The organism is Streptomyces sp. NPDC002787, assembly GCF_053592095.1.
The window spans coordinates 239415-252559 of sequence record NZ_JBSFVC010000013.1 but is presented as its reverse complement, the minus strand read 5'-3'; the positions used below and the strand labels follow the sequence as shown (position 1 = coordinate 252559).

The following is a 13145-nucleotide window of genomic DNA, read 5'->3' as shown; positions in this document are numbered from 1 at the left end:
CACGGCGGACGCTGCCACGGGGTTCCGCCACGCATCCGGACGCGGCGGAGAACCCCGCCCCACCTCACCAGAACCCCCTTCACCCTGTGCCCTCACCCCAACCGCTGATCATTCATCACGCTCACGGAGCCCTCCGTGCCCCGCCTCGGCAACGCCGGCAAGGAGCCGACCTGCGGTTGGCGCGGGTCAGGTTGTGCCAGCGGGGCCGGGCGGCAGGTGGACCGTCATGATCAGGTGGCAGGTCTCCGTGCCCGCCCCGCGGTAGGCGTGGGAGGTATCGCCGTCGAACGTGGCGGTCTGACCGGCTTCGACGGTGTGCTCGATGCCGTCGACGACCAGGGTCATCCGGCCGGAGGTGACACTCACCGTTTCCACGACTCCGGCCTGATGGGGGTGGCTGGGGTATTCCTCACCCGGTTCCAGTCGCCAGCGCCAGACCTCGACCGGGGCCTGACCTGAGGTCGTCAGCATCAGCCGGGCCTCGCCGCCCCGCTCGCCTGTCCACAGGGGCGCCACGGCGTCGACTGCCACGACACGGACGTGCCCCTCGGACGGTCCCTGCATCAGGGCGGACACCGAAATACCGAGAGTGTCGGCCAGCCGGACCAGGGTGGCCAGGTTGGGGTTGCCCTGGGCTTTCTCCAGCCCCACCAGTGCGCCCTTACTGACCTGCGCACGCCGCCCGAGTTCCTCCAGGGAAAGGCCCGCGCGGATGCGGGCCGCCCGGACGTTGTGCGCGACCGTCCGCAGGGTTGTGGCTGCCTCGGCCACCTGATCACCATCCTCACGGCGGGACATTCAAATGAACCGTCCGGTCATTTGGTTTAACTCCGGCCGGTCGTTCTGTTGTATGGTCCGGTCGTTACAGTGAATGGTAAGGGATTGCGTTGTGATCGCTCCGCTGCTGGCCCTGGGCAGCTCAGGAGATGTCCGATGAACGTGCTGTCACCCGTGACCGCGCTGGTGTCCGCCGCGCTGCCCGTCGGTGTGGGCCTGATCCAGGGCGAGCACCTGGCCGCCACCGGGTTGGTGGGTCTGCCGCTCGCGCTGGTGGCGGTGTTGCCGGTCCCCGGGGCCAGCTCGTCGGCCTGGGCACCGCCGCCGTCGCCGTCAGCCTTCTCGCCCTGACCTGTGCAGGGCCCACGACCCACCGCACCACCCGACCAAGGAGCACATCATGCTGGTTCACCCGTGGGACGCCGGTCTGGACGAAGCCGAGTGGCAGAGCTGGATCGCCGACGGCCACGACTTCGGGCAGCTCAGCGTCAACGGCCTGCCAGGCCGGCCGCCGATGGCCGTCCCCACCCACTTCACCTGCGACGACAGCCACCTCCTGGTCCACCTCGCCAAGCCCAACCCGGTCTGGAAGGCGATCGAGCACGACCCGAACGTCGTCTTCACCGTGATCGGTGACTACGCCTTCATCCCCGGGTCCTGGCGCGCGACGTCCGGTACCCCGCCGACCGACGGCGTGCCCACCAGCTACTACGCGGCCGTCCAGTTCATCTGCCGCGCCGAGATCGTCGACGACCCCGAAGGCAAGGCCGAGCTGCTGCGCCGTCAACTGGCCCACTTCCAGCCCGACGGCGACCACGCCCCCGTCGCCGTCGACCAGCCGCCGTACGGCCGGATGCTGTCCGGCATCCGCGGGCTGCGCCTGCAGGTCGCCGACGTACGGGCCAAGTTCAAGTACGACGACCACAAGCCCGTCGAGCACCGCACCGCCGTCGCCGACCGCCTCATCGCGCGCGGCCAAGGTCTTGACCTGCCCACCGCATGCCAGCAGCTCCGCCGCCTCGACCACATCGGCCCCTGGAAGCCCTGACCCGCCCCGCCCGCAGGAAACGGAACCCTCCCATGTCCTCCTTCCGCATCGCACCCGCCGTCGCGGACGCCTTCCCCGACACCCTCATCGCGCTGGTCACCGCCACCGGCCTGCGCGGCCGCGAACCCTGGCCCCACACCACCACCGCCCTGGAGGAACTGGAGCGACAACTCACCGACGGCACCTGGCACCCCGCCGGCGAGACCGACCCGCGCATCGAGGCCTGGCACACCGCCTACCGCTCCTTCGGCACCAACCCACGCCGTATCCGCCCCAGCGTCGACGCGCTCGGCCGCCGCCTCGCCAAGAGGGGCAGCCTGCCGCGCATCAACCCGGCCGTCGACTCCTACAACGCCGTATCCGTCCGTCACGGCCTGCCCGCCGGCGCCTTCGACCTCGCCCACGTCACCGGCGACGTCGACATCCGCCACGCCGACGGCACCGAGTCCTTCACCCCGCTCGGCGAACCCGACACCGCCGAGAACCCCAAGCCCGGCGAGATCATCTACGCGGACACCACCGGCGTCCTGACCCGCCACTGGAACCACCGCGACGCCCACCGCACCCGCGTCACCGAGGACTCCGCCCACGTGGTCTTCGTCCTCGAAACCCTCCAGGCCGCGCGGGACGGCGATCTTCTCAAGGTCGCGGCGGAGGAGCTCCAAGGCCTGCTCGCCCCGCACGCCGGACAGACCACGGTGTCCTACCTCAGCCCGGCACAGCCCCGAGCCACCACCTGAGAGCACGGAACACCGGGCCGTTACAGCACCTTGCCGCGCACCCGCTTCAGCCGGCCGATGTAGTACGGGCGGCTTCAGTCCGCTTGTTCAGCCGCTCGCCGGGGGCAGACGCCGTCTTGGAGTAAGCGGCGACGGGCTCATGGCCTCGTGAGCCGACGGAAGAGCATGAGGGATCGGACAGTAGTTGTTTCTGCCGAGGCTGTCGGCGGGCTGCGTTCCGACCGTGCGCGGGGGATCGTGGGTGATGTGGGAGATGCGCTGGTGGTCGTGCATCGGCTGGGCGCGAGTGGCGGTCGGCGGGTGACCGTGCGAGCCCTACGAGATCCCCGACAGAGTAAGTGAGGAACGCAGGAAGCCCCGTCGGGGCAGGGTGACCAAAGGGCCCCTGCCCCTACGGGGCTCGGTCGGCCGGGCGGCGGGTTACCGGCGCCCGGCAGAGGCCGGTGCCGTGTGCGGTGCTTCGCGGCTCAGCCGAAGTTCACGTCGCTGCACCACATGTAGGCCTGGTCGAGGTGCGAGGCCTGCCAGATCACGAACAGGATGTGGTGTCCGGTGTAGCCGGAGGTCTGGACGGGGAACGTGATGTTCTGTGCCGGGGCGAAGCGGCCGGTCTGCGTGATGAAGTCGAGGTTGCTCCAGCCCAGGGTCTGGGTCTTGGGGTTGAAGCCCTGCTTGCTCACGTAGACCTTGAAGTAGTCGGCACCGTGGGACGCCTGGTCGTACAGCTGGACCGAGAAGTTGTTGCCGATGGTGGTGGTCTTCCACGGTCCGGGCTTGTCCAGGCTGGCGTTCCTCGAGAGGTTGTTGCTGCAGAGTGTCCCGTCGGGGGTCCGTGCCTGGAACTGACCTCCGAGGCCGTCGCGGAGCGCGCTCATCCAGTTCCACATGGTGTCGGCGTTGGCCTGGAAGGCCTGCCAACACATGGGGTCCTGGGTCTGCATGGCCGGGTTCGTGTGGTTGTTGCCCCACGTCTTCCAGCACTGGTACGCGCGAGTGGCGGGGCCGACGACGGTGCCGTGAGCCTGGACGGGGGTCGACCAGGCGAGGGCGCCGACGGTCACGGCGAACAGCATGACGAGCGCCTGGAGAGGCCGGCGGAGGGACGCCCGCGAACGCCCGGTTAAGGGACTGTTTTTGCGCATGTGGGGGGACTCCTTCCAGTTGCAAGGCTGTTATGGGAGCGCTCCCAAAGTCAGGTCTGCTGAGTGAGATGTCAATGAAACAGACGGAGTTGATTGTTCGCGGGACCGGAAAACGAGGATGCGGGCTGGACCGGTGTGCCTGGCCGGCGATGCCACCCTCTCCTGGCGCGACCCGACACCGGGGATGAACCACTCATTCCGGGATAAAATATCGAGATCAAACGACCTCTGAGTAACAGCTCAGTCCGCGCTGAGCGGGATACGCAGCCGCACCCGGTAGCCGCCTTCCGTGGTCGGGCCCGCGTCCAGGGTGCCGTGCAGGATGTCGGCGCGTTCCCGCAGACCGACGAGGCCTTGCTGGGAACCGGGGAGGGACAGGGAAGGACGCGTCGACGGGGTGTTGGTGACGGTCACTCCGATGGCGTCGCCGTCCTGCCACAATGCGACGCTGGCCGTGGCGCCAGGTGCGTGTTTGCGGACGTTGGTCAGCGCTTCCTGGACCGTGCGGTATAGGGCCCGTTGGGCGGGCGAGCCCACGGCGGGCGGCAGCTCGCCCGACAACTCCGCGTGAGTGCCGCTGGATTCCACGAGTTTGCGCAGATCGGACAGGGTGGGCTGCGGGGTCAGCTCGGTGGCGTTGCCGCCGGAGGCCCGCAGCAACGTGACCATGGTGCGCAGCTCGTCGAGGGTCGTGACGCTCAGCGAACGGATCGTGCGAGCGGCCTCCTTGGCGTCCACGTCCCGGGCGGCGACCTGCAACGCCCCGGCCCATACGGCGATCAGGCTCACCTGGTGGGAGACCACGTCGTGCATCTCGCGGGCCAGCTGGGCGCGTTCACGGGCGAGCACGGCCTGGGCGTGCAGGGCCCGCTCGTGCTCCCTGGCCTCCTGGACCTCGGCCAGCCGCCGCGCCAGGTCCCGCTGCGCCTGGAGAAGCTGGCCGAACAGGACCGGGGCGGCGCTGGTTGCCAGGCCGTACACGAAGAAGACCAGCGTCATGGTCCGGTCCGCCTCGGCCAGGGGCCAGGGAGTACTGCTCGCGACGGCGGCCAGGACGACGCACACCGCGAGGAGACGGCGGTTGCGGGAGCGTTCGGCCAGGGTGAACAGCGCCGCGAGCACGGCGACGGCGACCTCCTGCATCAGGGCGATGGGCAGGGTGAGCAGGAACACGCCGAGCGGGAACCTGCGCCGGAAGGCCAACGCGGCGCAGCCGACCGCGGCCAGCGCGACCTCGGGACGCGTGTGCTCCCACATGTTCACCACCAGTACGTCCACGGCCGCCACCGCCACCAGGACGATGTCGATGACCGGTGTGGGAACCCGGTGCCACACGGCACGTGCACGACTCATCGGCCGACCTCCGGCCGTGGGTGCTCGTCGAGCAGTCCGGCCCGCTGCGCCAGCAGCGCGGCCTGCACCCGGCTCGCCACCCGCAGCTTCGTCAGGATCGCGCTGACGTGGTCCTTGACCGTGCCCGCCCCCAGGTGGACGCGCGCCCCGATGTCCGCGTTCGACAACCCTTCCGCCACCAGGACGAGGACGTCACGCTCCCGCGCGGTGAGCAGCCGGACCCGCGCGGCCTCCTCGTCGACAGCCGCCTCGGTACCGGAGTGACTGTGCAGCAGCGTCCGCGACGCCTTGGGGGACAGCACCACACCGCCCGCGACCAGGGTCCGCACCAGGTGGGCAAGCTGCTCCGGCTCGGTGTCCTTGAGCAGGAAGCCGGCCGCGCCGGAGTGCAGCGCGGTCAGGATGTACTCGTCGGCGTCGAACGTGGTCAGCATCGCCACCACCGGCGGATCCGGCATCGTGCGCAGCTCGCGCAGGACGGTGAGCCCGTCGACGTCCGGCATCCGGATGTCCAGCAGCACCACGTCCGGCCGCTCCCGCCGGACGGTCTCCACCGCGTGGCCGCCGCTCGCGGTCGCGACGACCTCGATGTCCTCGGACGCGCCCAGAATGAGTTCGAAGCCCGAGCGGACCAGTGCCTCGTCGTCGACCACAACTACCCGGATCACGCGCTCCGCCTCACCTTCGTTCATGCCGTCCGGCCCATGCCGACTCGACCCTAGAGCCACGTGAAGCTCATGCGGCCCGGCGGACGGCAGCTCCAGCCACATGGCGGGGTAGCACCCACCAGTCGGCAGGGCCACGGCAGCCTTCTGCCGGATAGTCCATGATCGGCCCGTTCTCCAGCCTGGGGGTCATGACCCAGACTCCGCGCTTCTCCCGGCCGATACCGCGTCGCCTGAAAGCGAGCGTGGCGGGCCCTCGACCGGCGGGCCCGGCGTGGGCCGGCTGATCGGGCTGGACCTGGCCCGCGGCCTGGCCGTGTTCGGCATGTACGCGGTCCACGTAGGCCCCGCCCCGGATCAGGGCGGGGTCATCGGCTTCCTGATGGAGCTGGCGCAAGGCCGCTCCTCCGCCCTGTTCGCCGTCCTGGCCGGCTTCGCGGTCACCCTCATCACCGGCCGCCGCACACCGAAGACCGGCCTGGCCGGCCGCCAGGCCGTCGCCAAGGTGATCATCCGGGCCGTGATCCTGCTGGCCCTCGGCACCGCCTTGACCATGACCGGCACCCCGGTCGTGCCGATCCTCGCCTTCTACGGGCTGTTCTTCCTGCTCGTGCTGCCGCTGTACCGGCTGGGCGCCAAGCCACTGGCGTTGATCGCCGCGGGATGGGCCCTGGTGGGTCCGCAGCTGCTGTACGCGCTGAAGCCGGTGGTCGGCGGCCGCGTGTTCCTCTCCTACGGCCAGGCCGACGGCCCCGTCTCACTGTTCTTCACCGGCGGTTATCCGGCCCTGACCTGGGTCCCGTTTGTGATCGCCGGTATGGCCCTCGCCCGCTGGGACCTGACTGCCACGGCCGTCCGGATACGCCTCGCCCTCATCGGCGTGGCCCTCGCCGTCACCGGCTACGGCGGCTCCTGGCTGGCGGTGCGTCTCGTACCCGGTGCCGCCGAAGCCGTCCGGAAAGCCGAAGAGGGGGCGGGTATGTCGTCCGTGTCGTCCGTATCGCCCGACAGCATCGGCATCTTCGGCGACACCCCGGCCGGGATGCTGGCCTCAGCCCCGCACAGCGAGGCGACCCTGTCCATCATGGCCGCCACGGGTGTGGCGATCCTGGTGATCACCGCATGCCTGGCCGCCATGGACGCCTTCCCCCGGCTGCGCCGCCTGGCAAAGCCCGTCATCGCGGTCGGCTCGATGTCACTGACCGCGTACGTCTACCACATCGTGGCCATCTGGCTCCTGGACACCGAGCAATCGGCCATCCCGCCGCTGTACGTCCTGCTCGGCTTCATCGCGTCCATCACCCTCCTCGCCACCCTCTGGTCCCGCTTCTTCCAGCGCGGGCCACTCGAATGGCTGATGGGCAAGGCGACCGGGATCGCCCGACGCATTCGATGAAGCGCAGCCGGAGAAGCGTGCCCGGAGCCCCTCGCCCGGGTGGGGCGGTCGCGTTGCGGGCCTCACGAACAGTCTGTGGTCCGAGCAGGCGGTCGGGCCGGTCAACCGGTTGGGGCGTGAACACCACTGCACGCCGGAGCCATCCCGCCCGCCTGCTGGGAGGGCGGATCCTTGAGGGGCAACGGCCTCACGGCGCCCTCGTGTGCGCAGAACTGGAAGCCGAGAGAGGCCTCGTCGCAGCCCCGCTGATTCAGCAATCACTCGCGAAAGGGAGGAAACTCCATGAGAAAGTGTTGGGTTCTCCCCTTGATCACGCTTGTCGCCGCCACCCTCGGGCTGACAGCGGCAGGTGTGGCCCCTGTCCTCGTCGCCTCCGACACGCCTTTGCGGGTCATGCCTTTGGGCGACTCGATAACGTGGGGGGTGGGGAGCAGTACAGGCAACGGCTACCGGGGGCTGTTGTGGAACAAGCTTGCTGCGGACGGCCATCCGCTGGACTTCGTGGGCTCGGTGCGCAACGGTTCGATGTCCGACCCCGGCAACGAAGGCCACTCCGGATATCGCATTGACCAGATTGCCGCACTCGCCGACGCCTCGCTGACGCGCTACCGGCCCGACGTCGTGACACTGCACATCGGTACCAACGACCTCCGAGGGGCCTGGGAGGTCGACACCGCTATCACCCGGCTGAGGTTGCTGGTCAACCAGATCACCGCCGATGTCCCCGACGCAACCGTCCTCGTCGCTTCCCTCGTCGTTTCCACCAGCAGCACGGAGGAGCAGTGGCGGGGCATGTACAACCAGGCCGTCCGCCAAATCGTCAGCGACGCCCAGGGCGCAGGCAAGCGCGTCGCATACGTTGACATGAGCGGCTTGACCACGGCCGGCCTGGCTGATCCTCTGCATCCCAACGACTCGGGCTATCAGAAAATGGCAGACGCCTTCCACCGCGGCGTCCAAGCCGCAGGCAGCGCCGGTTGGCTGAAGAACCCGGCCCCCGCATCCGCACTCGTGTGGTCCGGCATCGCCGGCAAATGAATGGATCTCAACGGTGCCGGCACCGCCGACGGGGACCACCGTCCAGGTCTAGGGCTGCAGCGGCAGTGCCAATCAGGCCTGGTCGCTCTACACCGACAGTACACGGAGCCAAGATCACCACCGCACAGCCACTGGCCGACGTGGCGCACACCGCCGCGCTCGCCCAGCTTGCCGTCCTGCCCGGCGAACGCCGCACTGCCCGCGGCCGGTTGTAGTGCGCACCCGACAGCGGGGCGGCACGCGCGCACTGCTGCGCAACCGCAGCTTCCTCGCCCTGCCGGACGAGGTGCGGCGCGCCACCGGCTCCCAGCAGCCCTGTCCTGGCTGTTCGCCCTCTCCTCGCCGTCGGCGAGGCCGTGACCCACTTCCTTCTCGCATCCGCAAGCTTGCACGAGAGCGACGACGATCTCGGATCCGTCATCCACCACCCGCGAACCCGCGAACGGCATCTCCACGATCCCCGCCAGAACGCCCGCTGCCGCTGGTGTACATCCACAGGCAACCTCGGACGCGACGCCAGCGGAGAACTCGCGGCCCGGAAGGCGGCAACCACTCGCTCTTGAAGCGGTACCCCTCGCGGCGGGGTCCGTGTCCACGGCGATTTCCAGTCCTCGTGGCAAAGTGCCCACTGTCATTTCACAATTTGGCAGCAATGGGGATCCCGTTGGTTCTCGGTGCCAACCATCCTCGGTATGTGACAACTAGCATCGGTGGTCACAGCTTGTGACCGGGCTAGCTAGTTGGCACCAGGCCACGTTCACGACCTGCACTGATGCCAAGTATCTTCAGCGGCCGGAGCCGCACAATCAGCGAAATAGTTGGCACTTTGGTACAGCGCAGGTCATGAGGCGTGTGTCGCCATAGCGGGGCCAGAGATCTTCGGCGGCAACAGCCTTGATGTGAACGCGGCAGCCACATCGCCGTGTTCCTGCGAGGCGAGAAGCTGTGCTGGACGGCAAGCCGTACCGCTCGCGCCAGTATGCGCAGCTTCGTGGACATCAGCCGTCGGACATGGTCGAGCAACCGGCGTTCCAGCGCGGCGCCGGGGCCTTGGGCGTCACGGACGACGGTGAGGTTGAGGAGTCTCCGTCCGAACGCATCGCTCCTACGTTGCCGCGCTTCCTGAGCGGTGGTGCGACATCACCGAGGACGAGGAAGAGACCTCGCCCTGGTCGAGCGGTCCTCTGATCGGCAATGCAAGTGGCCCGGTCATCTACTTCGGGATGAGCTGGAGCATGCCGAGGAAGCGTCGACCTACGCGACATACCTGGCGAACTCGATGGGGTGGTCTGTTTGACGTGCAGCAGAACCGGCTCACGCCCTGAACAGGGCGACCAATCGTCGGTAGCCGATGAGGGCGGAGGCGATACCAACGAAGGCGAGAAAGTGTTCGACCTTGCGCTCGTAGCGGCGGTGGAGGCACCGGCAGCCAGCCAGGACACCGTTCTCTCGACCACCCAGCGGTGCCGGCCGAGCCGATTTCCGGATTATTTTGACAGAAATGAGACGATTCACTGCCGTCTGCGCTCTCTCTTGCTTGCTCGCGTGCTCACGGCGTCGATGGCGTGTCGCGACCAGTCCAGGTCACCCTGACTTCCAGTCGCGTCACGGAGTAGTTGACGCAGTTCCGTCCACACATGGGCTTCGGACCACTCGATGAACCTCTTGAGAGCGGTTCCGCCCGAGAGCCCGAATCCGGATGGGAGTAGTGGCCACGCGCACCCTGAGGTCGAAGCGAACACAATCGCGGCCAGGGCCTCGCGGTTGCCGATGCGTCGGGATGTCGCCTTGCGTGCCTTGTCGGATGCCGACGGGACCACGCGTTGGATCAGCTCCCACAGATGGTCCGGCGCCATCTGCCCTACGGGGTCCGTCAACTCGCAAACTCTACGGTTCAGTGTTGCAACACGTGACGTCGCATCGAGATTCGTCTGTGGCCCCTCCTGGATGACACCAGCGGCTACAGCTTCTTCGTCACGGATGACCTCACGCACTGAGACCGCCGGTTCATGGTTCTGGTCACAAGAAGTCGCGAGGCGTTCGGCATACAAGTGAAGTCGCCGACGCAACCTCAGGCTCGGTCCTCTCGCTCCGTTGCCCATCCGGTGCAGCTGGGGCATGGTGGGATCAGGCTCGTCGCTGCCGCGGCCGGGGTTCGGGAGGGCGCGGTCTCGCGCGGAGCGGCTGAACTGGAGTCCGGTCAGGCCCTGTTGGGCGGGTCCGTCGTCCTGGTGGGGGCCGGAAGAAGGCTGTGGACCTTGATCCGGGGCTGCGGCCCGCGCTACTTGCGCTGGTCGAGCCCGACGAGCGAGGTGATCCGATGTCGCCGCTGCGGTGGACGACGAAGTCGACCCGGAAGCTGGCAGCGGAGCTGACCCGGCAGGGCCACCGGGTCTCCGCCGACACGGTCGCCGGCCTGCTGCGGGAGGAAGGCTTCAGTCTGCAGGCCAACGCCAAGACCATCGAGGGTGCTCAGCACCCCGACAGGGACGCCCAGTTCCGCTACCTCAATGAGCAGGCACCAGACCACAGGGACGCCGGTGACCCGGTGATCAGCGTGGACAGCAAGAAGAAGGAGCTGATCGGCGAGTACAAGAACGCCGGGCACGAATGGCGGCCCGCAGGGCAGCCCGTGCCAGGCCGAGAAGGCGATTCCATACGGAATCTATGACATGGCGGCGAACACCGGCGCTGGGTCAGCATCGGCACCGATCACGACAGCGCGGCGTTCGCCGTCGCCTTGATCCGACGCTGGTGGCAGGCCCGCGGCCGGCACGACTACCCCTGCGCCCGCAGGCTGCTGATCACCGCCGACGGCGGGGGCTCCAACGGCTACCGCACCCGCGGCTGGAAGACCCGGCTCGCCGACCTCGCTGTTGAGACCGGCCTTGAGATCACGGTGCGTCACCTGCCGCCCGGCACCTCGAAGTGGAACAAGATCGAGCACCGGCTGTTCTCCCACATCACCATGAACTGGCGCGGCAGACCCCTGACCAGCCATGAAGTCATGTTCCAGACCATCGCCGCGACCACCAGCCGCACCGGCCTTATCGTCAATGCCGAACTCGACAGCGGTGAGTACCCCACCGGTATCCGCGTCACCGACGACGAGATCGCCGCCCTGCCCATCACGCGCCATCGCTTCCACGGCGACTGGAACTACACCCTCCACCCCCAGCGTCCGACGGACGCGGCGACTGCCGGCAGCAGACCGGACGAGGCCCTGGCTGACAGACCGACTCGCCTCACGCGGCGTTCGCTCCAGGATCCGGAACTGACCGGGATGACCCGCTGGCAGCTCAGCGAGCTCATCGACTCGTTGACTCCAGCGATGGAGGTTCAACGTGAGCAAGTGCTCCGCACACGTCGAGGCCACGAGCGCCTGGTAGCCCCTGGCGCAGGTGCCAAAGCCAAGCTCACCTCAGCCGACCGGGTCCTGGTCACCCTGCTCCACCTGCGGAAACTTGCGACCACGGACCTCCTGGGCCAGCTCTTCAACACCACTGCCATGACCATCAGCCGCGCAGTGAAAGACGCCCGCCCGCTCCTGGAAGCCCATGGTGTTCATCTCCCAGCTCAACTGCCCGTTTCCGCACGCGGGAAGACCTCGCCAGGTTCCTCGACCCCGACAAAACCAAGATCAAACCAACGTGTTGATTCCCGGCAAGCCCTTATTGATCCGAACTCAAAGGGTTCTATTCGAGGATGTAGCGAACGTGCGGGCCGCCGAAGTAGCCGCGGACGACCTTGCCGGTGGATCACTTCCTGATCGAGCGGCTGACACAGCACACGTCACGCTTCTCCGAGCCGGAGCCCATCTCGCCAAGCGCCGAGCGCCGGCGCCGGGCACGCGGCTACGTCGAGCCGCCGGACGAGGGGCTGATTGTCACGAACCGCTACGGCCGCCCTGTCCTGCACACCGATTTCCATCAGAAGTGGCGAGGGGCAGTGAAGCAAGCCGGGCTTCCGGAACGCACCCGCTTCCACGACCTCAAGCACTTCTACACCACCACGCTCGGCGGCTCCGGCAAGCACGACCCGAAGACCGTGCAAGCACTCTCCCGGCATGCCAAATTCTCTGAGACCTGGGATACCTACGCCCACCCACCCCTCGCTGCGGAGGAGGTCACGGTCACCGTGTTCGGGACCGCGTTCTCACACATCAACACACCGGCGGGCGCACTGCGGAATGGGCAACCGTTGTTGCTCGGGCGTCCGACGTGTCCTGAAGCCGCAGACTGACGGGAAGGTCGGCTCGCCTAAGCGCTGTCCGGGCGATGGCTCAGCGGCTCCGTTTCCGGTGGTACAAGCAGGGCGGTCGATCCGACGACCGGTACCGCCAGGCCATCACCGCGGCCGGCTCTGGCTGTGCGGCTGCCCTGGACGCCGAGCGCTATCTCGCCGCCCTGAGCGACATCGACACCGCGGGCGAACCGGCCGTAGCCGCCGTCTGACGCCCGGAGACACATCATGGCTCTCAAGAACGTCACCGACGACTCCTTCGAGCAGGACGTCCTCGCCAGCGAAAAGCCGGTCCTGGTGGACTTCTGGGCTGCCTGGTGCGGCCCCTGCCGACAGCTCGCCCCCTCGCTGGAGGCGATCGCCGCCGAGCACGGCGACAAGATCAACATCGTCAAGCTCAACATCGCCAAGAACCCGGCCCTGCCCTGGCCGTACGCCACCATCCTGGCTCAACGGGACGCTCCTGGACCGGTGCAACTCCTGTGTCCAACAGACCGGCGACGACGAGCGGTTCATCGCCGTGCTTGTCCTGAGTGTTGGTGGGATACCGAGGCGCAGGAAGTCAACTGGGGTAATTGCGTCACCAGTCGGTGAAGACAGTATCGTCACCATACGGCCGCTGGTCTCCGGCGTTCTGCTCGGTCTCGCCAGCCCGGCTGCCGAGCCCACGATTGTGGGGTGCTTCGTGTTCCCGGGCGGCGCGACGCCGCGACCTCCTCGGCCTCTCTCCCACCGGACTGCCCC

The 13145-nt window shown here is 68.0% G+C and carries 10 protein-coding genes and 5 pseudogenes; 10 read left to right on the top strand and 5 right to left on the bottom strand.

The features are described 5' to 3' along the window. Nucleotides 1-186: 186 nt before the first annotated feature. A complete protein-coding gene (locus tag ACWD26_RS20260; protein ID WP_451271846.1) occupies nt 187-798 on the bottom strand; it encodes a helix-turn-helix domain-containing protein in 612 nt (203 codons plus the stop codon). 132 nt (nt 799-930) lie between these two features. On the opposite strand from ACWD26_RS20260, the pseudogene ACWD26_RS20255 reads away from it, so the two are divergent. From ACWD26_RS20255 to ACWD26_RS20245, 3 genes and pseudogenes are all read left to right on the top strand, one after another. After that, a pseudogene (locus ACWD26_RS20255) lies at nt 931-1116 on the top strand (EamA family transporter); the annotation flags it as partial. Nucleotides 1117-1177: 61 nt separating this feature from the next. Next, nucleotides 1178-1825, top strand: coding sequence for an FMN-binding negative transcriptional regulator (locus ACWD26_RS20250; protein ID WP_451271844.1), 648 nt, complete (start codon nt 1178-1180; stop codon nt 1823-1825). Nucleotides 1826-1857: 32 nt separating this feature from the next. Next, the gene (locus tag ACWD26_RS20245; protein ID WP_451271842.1) at nt 1858-2565 is read left to right on the top strand and encodes a B3/B4 domain-containing protein; all 708 of its coding nucleotides are present in this window, start codon (nt 1858-1860) and stop codon (nt 2563-2565) included. Nucleotides 2566-3032: 467 nt separating this feature from the next. Here ACWD26_RS20245 and ACWD26_RS20240 read toward each other — a convergent pair whose 3' ends face one another. The 3 genes from ACWD26_RS20240 to ACWD26_RS20230 form a co-directional block, all read right to left on the bottom strand. After that, nucleotides 3033-3638, bottom strand: coding sequence for a lytic polysaccharide monooxygenase auxiliary activity family 9 protein (locus ACWD26_RS20240; protein ID WP_451271841.1), 606 nt, complete (start codon nt 3636-3638; stop codon nt 3033-3035). 309 nt (nt 3639-3947) lie between these two features. After that, the gene (locus tag ACWD26_RS20235; RefSeq protein ID WP_451271839.1) at nt 3948-5060 is read right to left on the bottom strand and encodes a sensor histidine kinase; all 1113 of its coding nucleotides are present in this window, start codon (nt 5058-5060) and stop codon (nt 3948-3950) included. After that, the gene (locus ACWD26_RS20230; RefSeq protein ID WP_451271837.1) at nt 5057-5752 is read right to left on the bottom strand and encodes a response regulator; all 696 of its coding nucleotides are present in this window, start codon (nt 5750-5752) and stop codon (nt 5057-5059) included. Before ACWD26_RS20230 ends, ACWD26_RS20235 begins: the two co-directional genes overlap by 4 nt. 247 nt (nt 5753-5999) lie before the next feature. Between ACWD26_RS20230 and ACWD26_RS20225 the strand changes: the two genes are divergently transcribed. Then, nucleotides 6000-7121, top strand: coding sequence for a DUF418 domain-containing protein (locus ACWD26_RS20225; RefSeq protein ID WP_451271835.1), 1122 nt, complete (start codon nt 6000-6002; stop codon nt 7119-7121). A gap of 423 nt (nt 7122-7544) precedes the next feature. Further along, nucleotides 7545-8208, top strand: a pseudogene (locus ACWD26_RS20220) (SGNH/GDSL hydrolase family protein); the annotation flags it as partial. 1265 nt (nt 8209-9473) lie between these two features. On the opposite strand, the pseudogene ACWD26_RS20215 reads toward ACWD26_RS20220, so the two are convergent. Then, nucleotides 9474-10015, bottom strand: a pseudogene (locus ACWD26_RS20215) (transposase). Nucleotides 10016-10479: 464 nt separating this feature from the next. On the opposite strand from ACWD26_RS20215, the pseudogene ACWD26_RS20210 reads away from it, so the two are divergent. The 5 genes and pseudogenes from ACWD26_RS20210 to ACWD26_RS20190 all read left to right on the top strand — a co-directional run. Further along, nucleotides 10480-11274: pseudogene (locus ACWD26_RS20210) on the top strand (ISAzo13 family transposase); the annotation flags it as partial. Between the two features lie 168 nt (nt 11275-11442). Further along, nucleotides 11443-11928, top strand: a complete 486-nt coding sequence (locus ACWD26_RS20205; RefSeq protein ID WP_451271899.1) for a helix-turn-helix domain-containing protein — start codon at nt 11443-11445, stop codon at nt 11926-11928. Beyond that, nucleotides 11913-12401, top strand: coding sequence for a tyrosine-type recombinase/integrase (locus tag ACWD26_RS20200; RefSeq protein WP_451271833.1), 489 nt, complete (start codon nt 11913-11915; stop codon nt 12399-12401). Before ACWD26_RS20205 ends, ACWD26_RS20200 begins: the two co-directional genes overlap by 16 nt. Nucleotides 12402-12463: 62 nt before the next feature. After that, nucleotides 12464-12613: pseudogene (locus tag ACWD26_RS20195) on the top strand (thioredoxin-disulfide reductase); the annotation flags it as partial. A 16-nt stretch (nt 12614-12629) separates the two neighbouring features. Then, nucleotides 12630-12995, top strand: a complete 366-nt coding sequence (locus ACWD26_RS20190) for a thioredoxin family protein (protein WP_451271831.1) — start codon at nt 12630-12632, stop codon at nt 12993-12995. The last annotated feature ends 150 nt before the right edge of the window (nt 12996-13145 follow it).